The sequence below is a fragment of the Halobacteriovorax sp. YZS-3-1 genome (genome assembly GCF_047084945.1).
Taxonomy (GTDB): Bacteria; Bdellovibrionota; Bacteriovoracia; order Bacteriovoracales; family Bacteriovoracaceae; genus Halobacteriovorax_A; species Halobacteriovorax_A vibrionivorans.
The window spans coordinates 1,991,656-2,012,033 of record NZ_JBKIYI010000001.1; the positions used below are offsets into that span (position 1 = coordinate 1,991,656).

General features: G+C 36.0%; 17 protein-coding genes. 4 read left to right on the plus strand and 13 right to left on the minus strand.

Going from position 1 to position 20,378, the window contains the following annotated elements; all coding sequences use genetic code 11:
- Nucleotides 1-306: 306 nt before the first annotated feature.
- The 3 genes from mnmA to ACMAZI_RS09520 are packed head-to-tail and all read right to left on the minus strand — an operon-like array spanning nucleotide 307 to nucleotide 3,960.
- On the minus strand, nucleotides 307-1,440 hold the full coding sequence (gene mnmA, locus ACMAZI_RS09510; RefSeq protein ID WP_133296992.1) for a tRNA 2-thiouridine(34) synthase MnmA: 1,134 nt from the start codon (nucleotides 1,438-1,440) through the stop codon (nucleotides 307-309).
- Between the two features lie 25 nt (nucleotides 1,441-1,465).
- Nucleotides 1,466-2,599 (minus strand): M28 family peptidase, encoded by a 1,134-nt coding sequence (locus tag ACMAZI_RS09515; protein ID WP_334678662.1) that lies wholly within the window; start codon nucleotides 2,597-2,599, stop codon nucleotides 1,466-1,468.
- A complete protein-coding gene (locus tag ACMAZI_RS09520; RefSeq protein ID WP_115363818.1) occupies nucleotides 2,599-3,960 on the minus strand; it encodes a hypothetical protein in 1,362 nt (453 codons plus the stop codon). The genes ACMAZI_RS09515 and ACMAZI_RS09520 overlap by 1 nt, the downstream gene beginning before the upstream one ends.
- 164 nt (nucleotides 3,961-4,124) lie before the next feature.
- Here ACMAZI_RS09520 and ACMAZI_RS09525 point away from each other — a divergent pair, with 164 nt between their 5' ends.
- Together ACMAZI_RS09525 and ACMAZI_RS09530 are read left to right on the plus strand one after the other, a co-directional pair.
- Nucleotides 4,125-5,297: a DNA cytosine methyltransferase gene (locus ACMAZI_RS09525; protein WP_412473290.1), complete on the plus strand. Its 1,173-nt coding sequence runs from the start codon at nucleotides 4,125-4,127 to the stop codon at nucleotides 5,295-5,297.
- Nucleotides 5,284-6,333 carry a Ppx/GppA phosphatase family protein gene (locus ACMAZI_RS09530; protein ID WP_158536926.1) on the plus strand — a complete coding sequence of 350 codons (1,050 nt, stop codon included), beginning with the start codon at nucleotides 5,284-5,286 and terminating at the stop codon, nucleotides 6,331-6,333. Before ACMAZI_RS09525 ends, ACMAZI_RS09530 begins: the two co-directional genes overlap by 14 nt.
- On the opposite strand, the gene ACMAZI_RS09535 is transcribed toward ACMAZI_RS09530, so the two are convergent.
- From ACMAZI_RS09535 to ACMAZI_RS09545, 3 genes are read right to left on the minus strand one after another with little or no spacing between them, the layout of a single operon-like run.
- Complete coding sequence (locus ACMAZI_RS09535; RefSeq protein WP_412473289.1) at nucleotides 6,330-7,496, minus strand: NnrS family protein; 1,167 nt, start codon at nucleotides 7,494-7,496, stop codon at nucleotides 6,330-6,332. The two genes, ACMAZI_RS09530 and ACMAZI_RS09535, sit on opposite strands and share 4 nt — an antisense overlap.
- A gap of 22 nt (nucleotides 7,497-7,518) precedes the next feature.
- Nucleotides 7,519-9,312: an ABC transporter ATP-binding protein gene (locus ACMAZI_RS09540; RefSeq protein WP_412473288.1), complete on the minus strand. Its 1,794-nt coding sequence runs from the start codon at nucleotides 9,310-9,312 to the stop codon at nucleotides 7,519-7,521.
- A complete protein-coding gene (locus ACMAZI_RS09545; RefSeq protein ID WP_412473287.1) occupies nucleotides 9,305-11,002 on the minus strand; it encodes an ABC transporter ATP-binding protein in 1,698 nt (565 codons plus the stop codon). The genes ACMAZI_RS09540 and ACMAZI_RS09545 overlap by 8 nt, the downstream gene beginning before the upstream one ends.
- Nucleotides 11,003-11,025: 23 nt before the next feature.
- Between ACMAZI_RS09545 and ACMAZI_RS09550 the strand changes: the two genes are divergently transcribed.
- Nucleotides 11,026-11,460, plus strand: coding sequence for a hypothetical protein (locus ACMAZI_RS09550; protein WP_133296993.1), 435 nt, complete (start codon nucleotides 11,026-11,028; stop codon nucleotides 11,458-11,460).
- Here ACMAZI_RS09550 and ACMAZI_RS09555 read toward each other — a convergent pair.
- From ACMAZI_RS09555 to ACMAZI_RS09580, 6 genes are read right to left on the minus strand one after another with little or no spacing between them, the layout of a single operon-like run.
- Entirely contained in the window at nucleotides 11,453-12,640 is a 1,188-nt protein-coding gene (locus ACMAZI_RS09555) for a hypothetical protein (RefSeq protein ID WP_115363832.1), read from the minus strand. The genes ACMAZI_RS09550 and ACMAZI_RS09555 overlap by 8 nt on opposite strands.
- 41 nt (nucleotides 12,641-12,681) lie before the next feature.
- Nucleotides 12,682-13,464: an enoyl-ACP reductase gene (locus ACMAZI_RS09560; RefSeq protein WP_412473286.1), complete on the minus strand. Its 783-nt coding sequence runs from the start codon at nucleotides 13,462-13,464 to the stop codon at nucleotides 12,682-12,684.
- Entirely contained in the window at nucleotides 13,465-13,881 is a 417-nt protein-coding gene (fabZ, locus tag ACMAZI_RS09565) for a 3-hydroxyacyl-ACP dehydratase FabZ (protein ID WP_412473285.1), read from the minus strand. It lies immediately after the preceding gene.
- The gene (locus ACMAZI_RS09570; protein ID WP_120404683.1) at nucleotides 13,881-14,621 is read right to left on the minus strand and encodes an SDR family oxidoreductase; all 741 of its coding nucleotides are present in this window, start codon (nucleotides 14,619-14,621) and stop codon (nucleotides 13,881-13,883) included. Before ACMAZI_RS09570 ends, fabZ begins: the two co-directional genes overlap by 1 nt.
- 19 nt (nucleotides 14,622-14,640) lie before the next feature.
- A complete protein-coding gene (locus ACMAZI_RS09575; RefSeq protein ID WP_120404682.1) occupies nucleotides 14,641-16,077 on the minus strand; it encodes a phytoene desaturase family protein in 1,437 nt (478 codons plus the stop codon).
- Nucleotides 16,078-16,100: 23 nt separating this feature from the next.
- Nucleotides 16,101-17,255, minus strand: a complete 1,155-nt coding sequence (locus ACMAZI_RS09580) for a hypothetical protein (RefSeq protein WP_412473284.1) — start codon at nucleotides 17,253-17,255, stop codon at nucleotides 16,101-16,103.
- A 141-nt stretch (nucleotides 17,256-17,396) separates the two neighbouring features.
- Between ACMAZI_RS09580 and ACMAZI_RS09585 the strand changes: the two genes are divergently transcribed.
- Nucleotides 17,397-19,316, plus strand: a complete 1,920-nt coding sequence (locus ACMAZI_RS09585) for an ABC-F family ATP-binding cassette domain-containing protein (RefSeq protein WP_412473283.1) — start codon at nucleotides 17,397-17,399, stop codon at nucleotides 19,314-19,316.
- Nucleotides 19,317-19,453: 137 nt separating this feature from the next.
- Here ACMAZI_RS09585 and ACMAZI_RS09590 read toward each other — a convergent pair whose 3' ends face one another.
- Entirely contained in the window at nucleotides 19,454-20,347 is an 894-nt protein-coding gene (locus tag ACMAZI_RS09590; RefSeq protein WP_412473282.1) for a hypothetical protein, read from the minus strand.
- Between the last annotated feature and the right edge of the window lie 31 nt (nucleotides 20,348-20,378).

Genomic DNA, 20,378 nt, shown 5'->3' on the forward strand with positions numbered 1-20,378 from the left:
TTTTTTATTTAGTTAAAATAGTGATCAATCTCTAGGGCGAAAGAACTTCCTCTAATTTTACCTAAATAAGGAGCATGGTAAAATTAAAGAGTGAAAAGAGTCAATTGTATGCAATGCAAACATTACTATAGTACTTGGGACAAATACGCCCCTCGTGGATGCCGAAAATTCGACATGAAATCCACTACTATGCCTTCAATACTCGTAAAACAAGAAAGCGGTAACGACTGCCAATTCTATGAACAAAAAGACCATTTTAAAAATCGTGGAAAAAAAGGAAAGTTAGATAATTTGAATGACCCTAAACTATGGTAATTCTTTATTTTGCTCAAAGTAACTTGGGCCAGCTTCTTTAATCATTCCACCGCCAAGACAGACCTCTTCCCCATCCATTTGAGTATAGAAAACAATCGACTGTCTCTGAGCAATTGCGCGTTGAGGCTCATCGAACTCAACTTTTACAAAATCATCAGCGACCTCAGTGATTGTACAGGCTTGATCTTTTTGACGGTAGCGAATCTTGGCCTTAACTCTTTGGCCAACGCTTGGAGCGAAGTCTTTATCAACCCAAGAAAGCTCTGTTGCAGTTAAGTAATCAGCATATAAAGCACCGTGCTTTTCACCACGCTCAACTAATACAACATTTCTTTGAGTGTCTTTACCAACGACAAACCAAGGCTCACCAGGTCCACCAAGGCCTAATCCCTTTCTTTGTCCAATTGTGTAAAATGCTGATCCAGAGTGGCGCCCAACTTTCGTTCCATCAAGAAGCTCGAAGTCACCTTCTTTGATTTGAATATAATTTGAAAGGAAGTTCTTGAAGTTACGCTCACCAATGAAGCAGATCCCTGTTGAATCCTTCTTATCATGAGTTATGAGGTCATATTTCTTAGCAATTTCACGAACCTGTGGCTTTTCAATATTTCCAACAGGAAAGAGAACCTTATCAAGAACATCTGACTTGATAGTATAAAGAAAATAAGTCTGATCCTTATTATTATCTAGGCCCTTAATTAAGCGTGATTGGCCGTCAATTTTCTTCGTTTGACAGTAGTGGCCAGTTGCAAGATAGTCTGCACCTAGCTCCATTGCTTTATTGAAGAAGACCTTAAATTTAATTTCACGATTACAAAGGATATCTGGATTAGGAGTGTAACCTTGTTCATATTCTTCGAGAAAATTTGCGAATACATTATCACGATACTCTTTTACAAAATCGACTGAGTAATATGGAATATCTAATTTTTCACAAACCTTGATAACATCTTCAAATTCTAGAGATGCCTTACAATTCCCATTTTCGTCCTGCTCTTCCCAGTTTTTCATGAACATGCCAATAACGTTGTAGCCTTGCTCTTTAAGCAAAGCTGCACACACTGAAGAGTCAACGCCTCCAGACATACCAACGATTACTGTTTTTCCATTTCCGATACTTGTCATGTGCCTCTTTTAGCACATTTAGCGCCTAGAGGTCTAGTGCCCATGAAGCAATGGCCATGGCAATATTGGTAGTTGAGTGATGTAAAGTCTTTATATTTATTGAGGAGACATGATCGGCCCTCGAATGGATGCGGTTTCCATTGAAATCACTCTCCCAATTTTGAGTGTAGACAACACTTGGGATCTCCATTTTTTGAAATGAGACATTATCACCATTAAGGAAATTCTTTGAATGAGTTTGAAAGGTTACACGAAAAGTTCCCTCAGAAGAGGCGGCATAAAAACTTTGTGCGATAGACTTTTCAAGATTATGTAGACTTGAAGAAGGTGTAGAATAATAGAGTTTCATATTGCCAAGCTTCTCTTCCTTATCAAGAGTTTTTGTATCGTATCCAAGCATTAATAATTCAACATATGAATAAACTCTTATTCCTTTTTCTAAGGTAAGATTCTTTGCATAATCGTACGAGCCAAGAAATCCAAGTTCTCCAAAATCAAAGAAGACTACCCTTACTGTTTTCTCTAGTTCTAATTCAGATAGAATATCAATAAGAGCAAGAGCGGCCACAACACCAGAAGCATTATTGTCAGCTCCAGGCTGTACACCCCCCTCAATCATTTCTAATTTCTTCTTATTATATGCAGCGGTATCGAAGTGAGCACCCACGACAATGACTTCATTAGGCTTTTTTATGCCCTTCTTCTCCCATACAATATTATGGCCATTTGTTGATTTTAATTTATCAAGATGGGCCTCACGTTCTTTAGTAAACCTCTCCCACTTTACAAGCTGAGATTTTGTTAACTTCCCCTTTGTTGCATCAAGATCACTCTGATACATCTTCTTGGCATATTCGATATCTGGAACAAATTTTATACTCTTAACGCTAGTATTCTTTTTACGAACATTCTTATTAATGTAGTCTAGAATAAACTTCTGTGCTTTTTTATTTCCCTCAGTTCCCACGTAGCGATTAGGTCTTGTTTGCTTAACAAAGCTTGTAAGAATGTTTTCGATATAATCTTCTTTAAATTTAGATACAGAATAATATAGCTTTCTTGCACGCTCTGGTGAGCGTTTTGACTTATTAAGCTTATAGCTTTGTGAATAACTATTTGATGTAATGATAAAAATAATCGATAAAATAAAATACTTCATTAAAACCCTATTTCTCTTTTCTTTGGTAGTGCCTGAGTTTCCTCAAGCTCTTCTTTTTCTCTTTTTGAAAGTGGTAACATATAGAATTGGCCATCAACAAAATGACCGCTTTGATAAACTTTGGCATGGCCGATGGCCTTTGCAGAAGGAGCATCTTTTAAGAAGAACATAATCGTATCTCCTCTAAATACAATGCCATTCTTTTTATCTTCTAAATCAAAGAAGATATTTCCATTGTTTAAAAGATATAAAGTCCCTTTGAATGTATTTCCATTTGATAGGAGACTTCCATAACATTCTAAAGGCTTTGCTGTATCGACAACATTGAAATTTTCAAAATGATGACAGATTATTCTTTCAAACTCTAATTCTTTATTCTTAGCAATAAAAATATGTCCTCTAGACATACTGATAACGACAATTTGTGAGTCGGGAACTCGGGGATTTCCCTCTTTTGTTTTATAATGAGTCTGGCCGAGATGATATCTGAAGTGAGCATCGTGTGCGCCAACAACATTATCATTTGAATGATCATAGATATTACTTTCCCTAATAAACTTAGGGGCCACGTAACGAGGATATAAATCACATAGCTCATCTGACTGGTATGTCTGTGCACGAGCTTTTTTCTTGGCCTTAAGTTTTTCGCGAGTAAACGAATTAGCACTTACCAGTGCTCCAATTCGATCTACTTCTGAAGTATTAAGATCAGCAATAGGCAGAAGTAATCTTGAAAGACTCTCTTGAGATAGATTACTTAAGAGATGGCAATCATTTTCATTTGGATCATTTGGTCGCACAAGTCCAAATTGCCCATGATTTGCAATTACCTTGCAGTAATGGCCAGTAGCAATCTTAGTTGCTTTTAGGGCCTCAAGCTTTGAATTTAGAATATCAAAAATCAATGTCGCGCGATCGAGACTTGGATTTTGCCAAATCCCAGCAAATCGTGATTTTAACATCAATGAGATGACTCGATCTTCAAATTCAGAACTAGCATTTGTTACATAGAAAGGAATCCCAATTAAGCGACAAATATCCTTTATCTGCTCTTGAGGTGCACAAAACCAATCCTTAAAAATATGATTAATTCTTCTGACCCATTTAATCTTTTCAAAACGACGAAGTCCTTCTTTCATTTCTTCATCATCAGCTAGTTCATCAGGAATGCGCCCTTCGGGAGTAAGTTTCGTTTTAAAATTAGTAACGAAGTCTTCATCTTCCTGCGTCACACGCTCAAAGAATGAGATATTAACACCGATACAATCGTATCCTTGTTTCTTTAATAATAAGGCCGTGACAGCAGAATCGATTCCACCATCCATACCGATGATAACTCTTTCACGTTTGGATTTTTGCATACTTATATTATATGTGATTTTGAAAATTTATGTAGTGTGGATGTATTTTCAAGGCATCATTCCAAACCAAAAAGCTCATATATTTCATTGACATAACTCAGCGCAAAAACGGATAATATTTCTCTAAGGGATACAACAACACACAAGGAATTAAAAAAGTAGTTATGAGCACTAATAACAAATCAAGGAAGAATAAAAAGCTTAAGTTTATTGATATTTTCTCAGGTGCCGGTGGCTTTAGCTGCGGACTAGAAATGGCCGGACTCGAATGTGTACTTGGAATTGACTTCAATAAACACGCAATGGATACATTTGCCCTAAATCACAAGAAGGCCTATCCATATTGTGGTGATATATCAAAACTTACAAACAAGAGAATTAAAGAAATTCTAGGTGATACTGATGTAAACCTAGTTGTTGGTGGCCCTCCTTGCCAAGGTTTTTCAACTGTTGGCCCAGGAAACCCTGATGATATTCGTAATAAACTTTTTTTAGAATTCGTAAGAATTGTGAAGTTGGCCAAACCAGAATTTATTGTTATTGAAAACGTAACTGGTCTTCTGGCAAAGAAAAACGAGATGACTTTACAGGCAATCTTTAGAAGATTTAATCGTCTCGGTTATAATCTCGACGTAAAAGTTCTAAGCTCTCAGCATTACGGAGTCCCAGAAAAGCGTCGTCGTACAATTTTCATAGGATCTCGAATTAATGAAAAGGTTGAGTTTCCAAAAATTACACATGACACAGTTGTTGCAAAAACATATCGTCCACCAGTTACAGTAGGAGAGGCCTTAAGTGACCTTACCGATAAAAATGGTGAAATTCATAATCATGATCTAGACAGTGCAAAAATAAAATCAAAATTAGATTTAAAAAGAATTAAGAGAATTCCTGAAGGAAAAGGAATTCGTTATGAAAAAGATGAGAAAGCATATTTAACACCAGCAACGAAACTGGGAGTTGATTGGAAGAATATGCGCGAAGGTCGCTTTAGACAAACGAAGTATCAAAGACTTGATTCAAAAAGTGTTTCTCCAACGATAATGACTCATCGTCATAGCTACTATCATCCAACTGAACACCGCTACCTAACACAAAGAGAAGCTGCAAAAATTCAAAGCTTCCCTAATCACTTTGTTTTTAGTGGCCCAATCTCTGCTCAGTGGAGACAAATTGGAAATGCTGTTCCACCTCTTATGGGTAAGGCCATTGGTACTGCCATTAAGAAAATGCATAAGGCCCACCTAAAGGCCAAGCATGACGGTAAAGTAAATAAGAAGACAAAAGTTAAAAGTATCATTAATGATGTTCGAGGAGGAGCATTTGTTTACCGCTAAGAACATCCTATTTAGTACTCTACTTCTTGTCATCGTATCCTGTGGAAGCTTTCAAAGAAGTAGTGAAAAATATCATGACATTGCCGAGAGCTCTAAATGTCATACTAAGAGAGCTGCAATTGATCTAGGCTCAGGTTCCACAAAACTTGTGGTAGGTCTCGTTAATACTTGTAAAGGACTTGTTGAAGGAATTCTTTTTGAAGCACAAAGAGCAGTTCCTCTTAAAGAGGCCCTACAAGCATCAAAAGAAAATGAAATCACTCCTTCAATGATTCAAAAACTAAGTGCAGTTTTTGAAGAGTTTAAATACATGGCCGATCATCAGGGTGCAAGTGACATCAAGGCAGTAGCAACATCTGCATTTCGAACGGCCGATAATGGTGAAGAAGCAGCTGAGATAATTACCGATAACAGTGGCATACCTCTTACAATTATCTCTCAAAAAGATGAAGCTCGTTTTGCATATTATGCGGCCTTATCAAAAACTAAAACAATGAAACTTTCTAAGAAGTCTCCAGTTGCTGTTTGGGATATTGGTGGCGGAAGCATGCAAATAACAAAGCCACTTGCAGATGGAAGTACAAAGGTTGCCCTTTTAAAAGTCGCTTCTGTTCCATTTAAAAATCTTGTTTTAAAAGAGTTATATCCAGATGGTACGAAAACACCTAATCCACTAACAGAGGAAAGAGCACTTCGCTCAATGGATCTAGCACGATTTATTTCAAAACAAGAATTTAGTCGTTTTGGTAATTTAAAAGGATATCAAGTCATTGGTGTTGGTGGTGTTCATTACTATAGTATTGGTGGACAATTTAAAAAGACGAATCGAATTTATAACCAATCGACTCTCCTATCAAAACTACTTGAAAGATCAAAGCTCAGTGATAAAGAAATCGACAGTAAATACGCTGTAACAGATGTGACGAATCTCGCACTTGTTCTTGGCTTCATGCAAACACTAAAAGTCGATCAAGTTAGGCCACTAAAGATCAATATGGCCCACGGACTTCTCATTAATAAAGACTTTTGGAATTAACCAAACTTACCGTCTGGTCGCTTTGTTACAAGTGGCCAGAAAAACTTTATAAGATAAATGATAAAGCCTAATGTCCAAAACCCACTAGCATAATGCAGTGAAGTCTCATAAAACTCATTCCATATAATCGGCACAAATACTCGTATCAATGCCCCAATTATAACGAAGACAAAAGAGATAATTATATACTTATCTGCCTTAATAATTCGCCCTGTATGACCAAGAGAAACACGAGTCATCATTCCAATAGCAACACTACCTAAACCGAAGGCCAATAGCATATGCAGTGGTGCTTGAGAGAATCCAATGGAGCCATTAAAGAATCCAATTAGCTCCATAACTAGTCCGAAAACAAGTGCAAATGAGCCAGTATATAAGATTGCAATCATTGGCTCTTTCATACCGATAAGAGGCTTCCAGTATAGAACTCGTAAAGTATTAAATATAATACAAATTAGATAGACAATAATTATCGCCGAAGGACTTAAAAAGAGAGAAAGAGGCAATGCTAATATAATTAATGTTAAGATAGAAAAACGTTGTACGAATTTTGGAACATTAATTTTCAAATCTAAATCTTTAAAACGAGACTTTGTAAAAAATGGAATGACCCGACCAAGAATTAATAAAATTAACAATCGAATAATGGCACTAGAAGAGTTCTTTGAAATATTTTGGAGACTTAAGCTATCACTCATATATCCATAGGTGTGAAGAATAGATAGTATCCATAAGGTGCTAAGTAGAGGAATAAAAATATAGACTTGCTTATTCTTTCTTAGTTTTAAGAAAAGAAGAATAATTGAAGCAGGATAAAAGATATTGAGCAATATAATAGACCAATTATGACTAATATTTAGGAAATAAGAAAATCTCTCCATCAACCATAAGGCGACAAGAAAGATTAAAAAACATCCACGATATGGAGTTGTTTGCGTCCAATGTGAGCTTGCTGTAAAAAGAAAGCCAATAATAAGTGCAGAAGTGAATCCAAATAACATTTCATGGCCATGCCAGAATAATGGATCAAAGTTAACTAGACCAAGATCAGTTCCCTTAACAAAAGCACTAACCCAAAATGTTACATTAATAATAGCAATAATGGCCGCTAAAAGAAAAAATGGCCTAAAACTTATATTAAATACTGGAAGAGTATTTTTCATAAGTTCATATTATCATCTTAAATCAATGCAGAGAAGCCTGAGAAAGATCATAGAAAATACCTCGAGCAGAGATTAAATTTTCTGGTGTATCAAATTCCACAAGTTTTCCATCTTTAAATACTAAGATTCGATCACATTCTTTAATTGTATCAAGCCTGTGAGCAATGAAAAAAGAAGTTTTCCCATCCATTACGTTATGAATTCCATCATGAAGAATCTTTTCAAAGTATGGGTCCACGTGTGCTGTTGCTTCATCAAGGATAAGAATGCTAGGGTTTTGCAGGCAAACTCGAGTAAGCGAAATAACCTGTTTCTCACCTGCCGATAAGTTTGAGCCTCCATCTTTAATGACACTATCAAGAGTTAAATTTGAATAGCTCATAACCTTACTCATTCCAGTCTTATCACATATTGATAAAATATCCTTATCTGTAAGATCAGGATTAACTGAGAGGTTTTCACGAAGACTTCCATCAAAGATAATCACATCTTGAGAAACAATTCCGATTTGATCGCGATAATTATCGATATCAAGCTCTTTTAGGTTTTGCCCATCAATTAGAACATCACCTTTTTGATAGTCATACAGACGAGATAAAACTGCCACAGCAGTGGTTTTACCAGAACCTGTTGGACCGACAATTCCAATTTTTTCACCCTTTGTGACTTTAAATGATACATCATTTAGAGCATTGGAAATATCATTATATCCCATAGTGACGTGAGAGAATTCAATCTCTCCAATAACTTTATGTCGCCTCTCATCTCGTTGATCAAAGACTTCTTTTTCTGTTTGGACTTCAATAAAATTAGCGACACGATTTGTACTAGTGAATGCTGTAATAATATTGGCAACTTCCCTAAACAAAGACAGAACAGGCCAAAAGAATCTTTCACAATAACGCAAGAAGGCCACAAATAATGCAAGCGTTAGTGTTCCATCAACGACTGCACTCCCCCCTAACCAAACTAAGATTAACAGTGGAAGCCCGCAAAGAAACGAAAGCATTGGCATAGTAAAAGCATAGAAAGAATTGGCACCAAGCTGGACTGTTTGTTGATCATCAACTGCTGATTTAAAATTTGCATAAGACCAATCTTCAACACCAAAAGATCGAATAACGTGAATCCCATCAATATATTCAGAAAGTTTTGAATTGATATGTGATGAGTGCTTACTAATAGAGCGATTTAGTGCTCCTGTTTTATTTCTTGTTAATAGAAGAAAGGCCATCGCTGGCAACATCCCTATAATTACATATACACCAAGCTTAAAGTCAGTTAAAAGCATCGCCGTAGCAGAAGAGACAATCATAAGAACAGAAGTAACGATACGCCCTAATGAGCTAGTAAAGAATTTTTCAATCCCTTCTACATCGTGAGTCATACGAGTTACGATTCGCCCTTGTGGCCAAGAATCAAAAAACTTAAGGGGTAAGTGAGATAGCTTTTCAAATAATCTCTCTCTAATCTTTAAAATAACAAGACTAGTTTGAGTGATTAGATATCTTCTTCCACTAAATTGTAAAAGGATACTGATAAATTCTAAGGCCAGAATATATATGGCCCATTCTTTAGCTAATTTCCAATTTTCTTTTGCAAGCCCCTCACCGACAAGAACACCCATGGCATGACCTGAAACCATCGACAATACAGTAAATGAAGTCAGAAGAGTTATAGCAAATGCAATTTGTATACGATGACCTTTTGCATACTTAAAAAGAAATACAGAAGTCTTAAAGGCCGAATGACCTTGTTTCTTATAATTTGATTCTTCCTGATCATCTTGTGCAAGAAATTGTTTCGCCTTACTCATCACTCACCTCACGATCAAGATTAATCACTTTTTCACAATATTTTAAAGTCGACTCACGATGGGCAACCCAAACTAATGTGGAATTCGGTAGGAACTTATCAATATTTGATAAAATCTTCTCTTCAGTAACGGTATCAACGGCCGATAAACAATCGTCGAGAAGGAGAATCTCAGGCTTACGTACAAGACCTCTTGCTAGAGTAAGACGCTGTTTTTGTCCACCTGACAAATTGACTCCCCACTCTCCTAATTGAGTATCAAGCCCATCATCAAAGTTTTCAACGTCATTTTTAAGTCCTGCAACTTCGAGAACTTCCCAAAGAATCTCATCTGATAAATCCTGATCCATCAAAATATTATTTCTAATAGAATCAGCAAAGAGAAATGATTTTTGGTGAACCATTGTTATATGAGACCTAAGAAACTTATGACTATATTCTTTAAAAGGTTTTCCAAAGAAATACACTTGCCCACTAAAGTCTCTTTCTAATCCACTTAGAATATTTAAGAGAGTTGTTTTACCAGTACCAATCTGGCCAATAATCCCAATACGCATCCCTTTTCTAACTTCGAGATTGATATCAGTAAGAATAGGTGTATTTTCCTCATAGCTAAAATTTAGATTCTTTATCGAAAAGACCTCTTCACCAGAAATCTCCTCACCTTCTTTTTCAGCAAGTAGGTAATCTTCTTTTAAATGAGTATAAATTTCAGCAAGTCTTTTTAGAGAAGTGAATGACTTTCTCCAATCTGAAATAATATAACCAAGTTCAGCAAGTGGATCTTGTAAGAGATAAACTAATCCTTGTATGGCAACAAACTCACCAACAGTAATCGTTCCATCCATTAAAAGAGTTATACCGTAAGTGAAAAGAATTATATAAGTGGCCATAGAGGCTGAGCCAGATGACGGAATATAAAGCATTGAAGTATGATTTGCGAGTAGTCTCATTTTTCGATACTTTTGAGCACCAGCATATAATCTCTTAAACCAAAAAGATGCCGTATTTCCTAATTTCTGTAATCTTACAGTGGAAATTGCCTTAGAAGTTTCATCGTTAAAGTATGAAAGATAGTCTTGAGCAACATCATATCGCTTCATTTCCATTGAAGAAATATAGCGAACAAAAATTGGAACAATTAACAATGCTAAGAATGAGATAATTGTAATTTTCACATTAATGAGAAATAGTGAAATGATTGTAAATAGGCCTAGGAATAAAACATCTGCAATACCAACAATTGTGAAGCCAAAAACAAAGCGAGCTTGTCCAACATCGCTATTTGCAGCACTCATTAAAATTCCTTTCGGGTATTTATTTACAAGAGTATCCATTGAAAAGTATTGTGCATTTTGCCAAATATCATCTTTTAAAAAACCACCAGCATGATGAGTTTGTCGACCTAAAAAGATACGCCACCCTACACGGCCAAAATATAGCATGATGCGTGACAGTGCCACTGCGCTAAAGATGAAGAAGAATTTATGTTTCAGGTCGTTACCATAAATAAATGAATCAATCGTCCAGGCAGGCATAGTCTTATGTGTTAAGAAGTCTACAACGTCGCCCATGGCCCTTGAATAAAATACCTGACAAATGTTGCAGACAATTATTGAGATAACACCTAGGAGATAGATTGATTTTTTTCGATTAAGGTAATTCAGCCAAATTTTATAATGCGTACTCATTGCAAAGATTATATGATTTTAATATGAGGTTTACTATTGTTTTATTTTTAATATTTTCTATCAATCAAATTGCTTTTGCTGAGCTTGAAGAATTTGACTCTGGGCCAGGAAATGCAAAGATTTTTCGCATTACTGCATTAGAGGAATATGTGAAGAAAATTCGCTCAGAAATCTCTGACCTTAAAACCGGCATGGATGATAAGATGAAAAAAGAGATTGAGTCACTGAAGAAAGAAATTGAGCAATTAAAGAAAAAAGAAACAAATTTAGATGGAATTGCCATTATAGAAGATCGACTAAATAAACTAGAACTAAAGCATAATGAAGATACAAAGAAAATGCAGGCAGACTTTAGAAATCTCCAACAAAATATCGATCAATCATTACTAGATTTATCAAATAAGATTCTCAACCGCATTCAAGTTTTTGAAAAGTATCTGCAAAAGCCGGCTAATTAGAACAATACTTAAAACCTGTATCTTTTCCTCCAAGAAGACCTAAGAAGCCAGATGTTTTCTTGGCGATAGTTGGTTGAGTTAAGTAAATTCCTGCTAAACGTTTTTCGTTTGAAATATATGATGAGCCCTTACTTAGATCTTTTTCTAAACAAAGTTCACTTCTAAGGTTTTTTAAATCTATTCCACTTAAGGCAACAACCTCAGCACTAAACCAATCAGCAAAGATCTCATCTAATTGATCACGTTGTTTTCCTGGAAGTGGGTATAGTGAACGATTACAAGTTGGATTAGCTAAGAGATTCTGGGCAACTTCCTTCTTAATAATATTATTTTGCACAAGAAAGGCCAATTGCGAGTCATCACGTTTTTTAGCACCAACACTCGAAGTATTCCTTAAGCAACTTTGTATACTAGTAAATGGATTCTTATTCTTATAAAAACCTGAAAAGCGACAGCTATCAAATGAGTGCGCTATCTCATGGGCCATAAGACTAACAAGGCTTGCCTGATACTTAGGATAAGCAAAATTTAGTCCATCTAAACCAACATTAATTTGGTTTGAATTTGGATCATAAGCAAAACCCCACTCAAGAAAGTCACGAGGGGCCTTTTCAACCTTTGTACCGATAACTTTTTCAGGGGTAAATATGCTAATCTTCTCGATGCGCTCTTTGATTTCTTTAAAAGCTTCATCTTTACCTATGAGAAGTTTTAAAACATTTATGGCATCACGTTTTGCTATGTCAAATGACTTCTTAAGCAATGATTTCTTCTCTTTTGTATATAGATTAGAAAAGACTTCACTCATTTCAGAATCCACAAGTTTTTGAATAACCTTTGGCCTTTCACTAAATGTCCCAGAAGATAGGACGATATTATCAACATAGTAAAGACGCCATTGTCTTGCGACATTAACAGGATCATTAACATCAAGCTTTCGGCGTTTAATCCAACTTGTCACAACTGGACTTTTTTTAGCAATGAGATTACTTAGCGCTTCATCTGCTACCGCGGCAACTTCTTTAGCATTTGCCATATCGGCCTTAAACTTTGCTATTTCATTGTAGATGGAGTCATCTTTAGAAAAAGAGACGCTCTTGCAATATGACTTCACAGCATCGTTAGCGTAGGTTGTAGGGATTATACAAAAAGTAAAAAGGGCCATAAAAAAGTTTTTCATAACTTAATTATAACCCCTATAGAATTAAATATATATTAGAACTATTTTCCTGAAACCACTTCTTGGTCAAAGTGATTCGACTTCATTCCACAATCAACAAGAACACCAGTGGCATTGATACCACTTGAAGCATTTGAAAGTAAGAAGGCAACTGTATTGGCAACTTCTTGAGTTTTTAAGGCTTGCTTTCTCATGGTAAGTTTTTCAGCAAAGATATAATTATCAATATAGCCAGGTATTCCCGCTGAAGCCGATGTTTTTAAAGGCCCTGAGCAAACACTATTAAAGCGAACTTGTGAAAACTCACTAAAGCTCTTTGCAAGATATGAGCACGTTGTTTCAAGCATCGACTTAATTGGCCCCATATAACCATATGAAGTGGCCTTCGTATCCGAGATTGAAATCGTTACAACAGAAGCTTCCTGTTCAAATAGCGCTGCCAATTCATTTGATAATTGTACAAGTGAAAATGAAGAGATCTGTGTCGCCTGAGCAAAGTCTTCCCAAGATGTTTCATGAAAAGGCCTAGGGTTTGCAAGATTTGCAAAGGCAATTGAATGAAGCATACCATCGAGTTTAACTTCATCATTTTTTAGATTAATTGCTAATTCTTTAATTTGCTCTTCTTTTGTCACATCAACGATATAGCTTTTAGAATCTGGAAAGAGCTTCTTTAGCTTTGCTTGATGCTCTTCACTTTGAACAGTAAAGACACAATTTCCACCATTTTCAATGATTGTCTTTGCACTAAAGTATGCAACAGACTTCTTATTAGCAACACCAGTTATTAGAAATAATTTATTTTCAAAATTTAAAAAACTCATTTAAACCTTTGCACATGTAAATTCAATAGCAAGAACGGTCTTACCATTTACTTTAGTTCTTCCTTTAAAGAAATAACCATTAGCAAGTTGATCTAGAAGCTCAACTTCCATAATAAGCTCATCTCCTGGACGAACCATATTCTTAAACTTAGCATTTGAGACTTTCGCAACAACTCCAAGACCACTTTCACTTCCTGATGCCATTAAGCATGCACCACTTTGAAAGATTGCTTCTTGAAGAAGAACACCAGGCATAACAGGATTTCCTGGGAAGTGACCTTTAAAGAAGTCCTCTTCACCAGTTACTTGATAGCTTGTAATTATCTTATCAACTTCATCTTCTTGGCGCTCAATGATCTTATCAACAAATAAGAATGGCTCCCTTTGTGGGATAAGTTCTTTTACATCAATACTCATTATAGGCCACCTGTTACTTCAAGTGATGCACCTGTGATATAGGCGGCTTCTTTTGATGCTAGAAATTGCACAGCGTGAGCAACTTCTTCAACCTTACCAAATCTCTTTAAAGGAACTTGTTTCTTATATTCTTTCACTTGTTCAGCTGGAAGATCAGCAATTAATTCAGTTTCAATAAAACCTGGGCAAACGTTATTAATTGTAATTCCACGCTTACCAACTTCTTTAGAAATCGACTTACTCATGGCAACTTGGCCAGCTTTTGAAGCAGCATAATTTGCTTGTCCAGGAAGTCCTAGGCTTCCACCAACAGAGCTCATGTTAATAATTCTTCCATATCTTTTTGATAGGAAATGATTAACTGCTCTTTTAGTCATTAGGAAAGTTCCCGTTAGATTGATATCAAGAACTCTTGCCCAATCCTCATCTGGCATAATAGGTGAAAGATTATCCTTTCTTATTCCAGAGTTATTAACAAGAATATGGATTTGTTCGAATTGCTCATTCATACGATTCCAAAACTCTTCAACAGCACTAGCATCTGAAACATCAAAGGCTTCCAGATAGAGGTTTTCACCTAACTCACCTAGTTCTGCCTTAAAAGCATTGGCAGCATCGTGGTTTCCAGCATAGGTAGCAACAACACGAGCACCGCTTTTTAAAAAAGATTCCGTAATCCCGCGTCCAATTCCGCGCGTTCCACCTGTAACAATTGCAACTTGATCTTTAAAATCAAACATATTTATTCCTTTTAAAATTTTATTCTTCTGTATTATCTAAGTAAGTATTTAAGTCATGTCCTACGATAACACCGTAGTTAGCAGCACCTAGCCAACCTGACATAATGATTCCAACAGAGCCTGCATGAAAGAGACCTTTCACCTGATTTGGAAGCTCTTTTGATACACCAAGCCCTTCAAACTTTGTTCCAAATGAAGAACCAAAGTGATGATGAGTGTATTTTTCAACTGTTTTTGGAGTTGATACATTCACATGCTCAACCTTATCCTTAAACCCAGGAACAAGAGTCTCCATCGTATCAAGAGCATTATTCTTTAAGTATTCCTTACGCTCTTTATACTCTTCTTCGCTCAGATTCATCCAGTCTTCATAACGAGCATTGATACTCGAAACAACAGCATATTTTTGTTTCATATGCTTTCTCATATCTGGATAGTAAATTGAAAAAGTTTGAGAGTGCGCCTTCGGTGAAAGAAGTAAGTCAGTATCAAAATGATCAGAGCGTGAATAGAAAATTAGCTCACCAATATTTGGAATTGACTCACCTTCTTTAAGTCCCATAAATACCTGGCAAGAAGAAGAATTTACTCTTACGGCCTTGGCATCTTTAGCAAATTCTTGAGAATATTTTGCATTAGGAGTCATTTTAAAGATTGTATTAAAAAGCGCAGAGTTTGAGATAACTGATCGAGATAGAACCTTTTCGTCTCCAACACGGATTCCCTTGGCCTGATTATCTTCAACAAGAATCTCATCAACCTTAGTATGAAGTTTAATATCAACGCCATTAGAAAGAAGTTCATCTTTCATCATACCAATGAGTTTATCCGTTCCACCTCTAAAGATATAGGCACCCTTATTCATGAAGTTAGAAAAAACGATTCCAAAAGTGATGGCCTCATCCTCAAGAGTTGATCCATTAGCATAGGCAATTGGCTCTAGTAAGAAACGAACTACATCGTTTCTCCCTGGAAAATACTTCTCAAATAATTGCCCATTAGTCATGGCCTCATCATCATAGAAGTTCATGGCACGTAATTCATCAAAGAATCCCACAACATGCTCGCGAGAGAGATTAAATTTCTCAACTAAGATGTTGATATAATCTTCTTTTGTAAAATCAGTGTCGATTTCAAATTGCGGATTAATAAAGCGAATCTTATCAACTCGCTCAATACAATTTGCAATATCTTTTGACCAATAACGACGACAAGTTTTGATCATCCCAGCAGGAAAACCATGAAGAGAAATATCAAAGATATGTCTTTCACCTTCATTTGTTGGGCGTCTAAACCATGTAGCAAAGCCACCTAGTTTATTATGTGCCTCAAGAAGAAGAACACTTCTTCCATCTTTTGCTAATTTATTTGCTGCCGTCATTCCCGCAAGGCCTGAGCCTACGATAATAACGTCATAAAACTTAGTAATCGGATCTTTTTTCTTAAGTAATGCCATTTTTCTCTATACTTTCTTTTTTGTTATAATTTTTTCTTTAAAACCATTGTTGTTAGTTTGTTTGTCTTCTTATTCACAACATAAACAATAAATGCAACAACGCGATTATCATTAATTCTTGGAGCGTGAACAAATGGAGAAGTTGTAGCATCTGCGACTTCATAGCTAACACCATTCATCTCAATCACATCACCTTCACCAATAACTTTTGACCACTGGCCATCGACATAAGCAAATATCGCAGCATTGTTCTTTTTGTCGTAACCACGAATTAAAATATCACCAAGATTATTCATTGATGGAGAGAAAGCATCATACTTTGTAATTTCATCACCAATAGTAAGAACTGATTTTAAGATACCTTTATTAGAAGCATATAATTGCGTTCCATTTTCAGTTTCTGTCCATACAGCAACATCACCATTGTGGTTTACTGTATAAGTATTCATGATCTTTGTAATTTTTGAAGAAGGTTGACCATCCTTATCTTGCATAACGATTTGCTTTGCACCCTTTTTCATATTGTATAGGTAGAGACGATCTGGTTGATTCTCTGCAATTCCTCTTCCCATTCTAATTTTAGTTAATACGTAATTCCCGCTTGTTTGAGGCGTAAATACGTATCCAATATCCTTAGAGAAACTTGAGAAAAGATCATTTTCTCCATCTAAGTTGCGCATAACAATTCTTGCTCTTTTACCACCAAATGATTGACGATAAACAAGTACATCCTCTTCATTCATGGCAACGCCAGAAAGACCTGTGAATTGTCCTTCGAAGTTCTCATGCTCAAGACGCTTACCCGTTCTTAAATTAAATGTATATATTCCAAGGTGCTCTGAACCGTTATTTGGAGCAAAAACAATATGCTTATCACCAGTATTTCCATCATCAAATAAGTAGAAATCACTTACTGCTTCATTTTGTGGAACGAGATAGCGCTTCATATTGTCACCATTGTCGCCACAAAGAAAAGCGTAACCAGAAATTCCACCAGCAGCTCCCCCCATTGAGAAACATACTTCACCAGTATTCATCATACGAAGTGATGTACTGATCCAAAAAGTTTGCTGAGGTAGGTTATAATTATATTCACCTGAACTAGCTAAAAGTTCATAATTTGCTTGTGCACTCAGTAAAGTTAGAGATGCTATGGCCAATTTAAATAATTTTCTCATATCTTTCCCCTTCACGAACTGTTGTAGTCGTTGGATATGTGTGTTGTAAGAGGCGATATCATACCTAAACGGCCACATTTCGGCTAGGAATTGACGGGAATTTTTTGGGCCAAACAGTTAAAAATAGGATAGATTTATGAAATGTCGATACTATGTAACTTAAAAAATATAAATCTCGCCTTTGGGCAGAAAGTCATTTTCAATAACGCACAATTCTATATTGAGCACGGTGATAAAATCGGACTCATTGGCCTAAATGGAATGGGTAAGTCTTCTCTATTAAAAATTATAAATGAAGAGATCGCGCCAGATACATCGACTCCCCCATTTACCTTTGAGAAGGCCACGGCTTCACAAGGTCCAACGATGGAATTCAGTGTCTTTAAAGTCGACCAAAATTTCACTCTTCCAAATGAAGACATCACTATTGAAGACTATTTTTACTTTCAGTATCGCGACTTTGAAGTTCTAAATAATAAACTTGCTTCACTTGATCTTTCAACAGAGAAAGGACTTGCAGAGCAGAACAAAATTATGGAAGAGCTTGAACACAAGAAGTATTGGGATCTCAAAAATAATTACGAAAGTTATATCAAGGCCTTTGGCCTTACTGATCTTTCCATGAAAGTTAAAGGTCTCTCAGGTGGAGAGCAAAAGAAAGTTCAACTTAGCCTGGGCCTAACTGCAAGAGAGAACCTCATTCTATGGGATGAGCCTACAAACCACTTAGACTTTGAAACAATTGAACAATTTGAAGATGAGATCATGAAGTCCAATAAAACTCACGTGATCATCTCCCACGACCGCTACCTGCTCTCAAAAGTTACTACAAAGATCTTTAATATCCACTCTGGAGTGGTTTCTCCTTTTAAAGGAACATATGCAGAGTATCTTGAATATACAAAGACTCAAGAAGAGCTACGTCTTAACTCTCTAACAAAGCTTAAGAACTCACTCAGACGAGAGACCGCTTGGATGCGACAAGGAGTAAAAGCCCGTCGAACTCGCTCAAAAAAACGTGTTGAAGACTTCAATGATCTTTCAAAGCAAGTTCAAAAACTAAAAGATCAGGCCCGCTCAAAGCTTGATCTAGCAATGAATGACAGTAATCGAAAAACAAAGCAGCTTGTACAATTCAAAGATGTGGATTTTGGTTACGATAATAAAGAAGTGCTATTTAAAGGGGTAAACCTTTCAATCTTTAAAGGCGACAAGGTCGGAGTCCTAGGTGAAAACGGGGTTGGGAAATCAACTCTCATGAAATTAGTTGCCGAAAAACTTAACCCGAGCGCAGGATATATAAAAAGAGCAGATGATCTAAAGGTTTGTCTCTTTTCTCAGAAACGAGATGAATTTGATCTTTCAAAGTCACCTTATGATCTACTTGGTGAAGGTGAAGACTTTATTCACTTTAAAAGTGGACGCTCGATACACGTTGCGACCTACTTTCAAAACTTCCTCTTTGATCGCGGAGAACTTCATAGGCCTCTTTCAAGTTTCTCAGGTGGAGAATTAAATCGTCTGCAACTCGCACTAAACCTTAAGAGTGAAGCTGATATTTGGATTTTTGATGAACCGACAAATGACCTCGATATTGAGTCGATTGAAATCTTAGAGCAAAAACTCGCCGAATTCCAAGGAACGGTCATCATCATCTCTCACGACAGATCGTTCTTAGAAAATATCACCAATCGTGTTTGGCTCATTGAAGACAAGGCCGTCACAAAGTTCTCAAGTGGATTCACATTTGTTCGCCCATATCTTGAAGCTAGACAAATGGAGCGCGACCTAGAAAAACAATCGCAAGGGCCTTCTTCAAATAAAGAAGAAATAGCTGCACCTTCTATTAAGGAGACACCAAAGCTTAATGACGTTCAAGTCGAAAAGATTGAAGAAGAAATTATGGAGCTTGAAGGCCAGATTGAAAAGATCGATGAGCTTCTCTCTAAATTTGACTATGCCAATATGGATGAAGAAAAGAATCAATTAATTGCAGGATTAAACCAGAAGAAATCTGACCTTAATGCGAAGATTGAAGCTTGCTTTGAAAAGCTCTCGTAAAAAATCAAATCATTAAGAAACTCTATGCTAAACCTGAAGACTGAAAGTATAGCAAAAGGCCATCAGTATCCAAGACCTTTCATATAGAGCTTACGTAATGGACGGATTCGTTATAGGAACCACACTTCAAAGTTATCTTACTTACAATATTTATCAAATTTATTACTATAATCTAAAGGACAAATTACCTTTTGAGCAAAGACTCCATTTGATCTAGCTGTTGAAGAATAAAGAAGATGATTAATTTCTACCTCAGACATCTCATCATTCATTAAATCTTTTAATATAGGCTGAATAGTTTCTAATGGAAATTCATTTGAGCCTTTCTGCGCATATAACGAGAACAAAGAAGACAACATTAAATACTTTATTGGTCGACAACTTTCTTTAGAAGAATAAACATCAGAAAGATAGTGTAAAAATTGGACTCTGTACATATCAGGATTAGTTAGTTCATAGAAATGATAAGTGTACAAAACAGGGCCACAGTTTCGCGGTATCTCAATTAATCGACTTCCATTTTTTGTCATTATATTATCGACAACAACTTTCTTATTATCACGTGACGAAAACTCCTCTTCTGACTTCAGTAATCTTTGAAGTGTTTTATTATCCAAGCTTATATGCTTCTTATTATCTAATATAAAAACAAGCAAGTTATAACACCGATTAAAATTTCTTTTTTTTGTTTGATCTAAGCTCAGACAATATGCCAAATTTTCATTTAAATAGTCTTCTGCATTTCTCTTCTTTAAATAACTATCATCGTAATTTCTTCTATAGTTTGCTAATTGAGAATAATAAATTGACCACACTGGAAAGAATAAAGTGAAGTTATTCATTAATGGGACTAAGTTTTTCTTCTCGTCATTAGTTAGCATTTCCCGATAACCACTATCATACCTCAGCATACTAAATGAAAGGATTAACCATACGAATAACTTTCCAAATGTAAGAAGAGATGCCCATATCCATTGCGACTTATTACTTAAAGGCTTCCCCTTCCATTTAGAATAAGCATAAATAAACATATAAATTATAAAACCATCAATAAAGATCAAA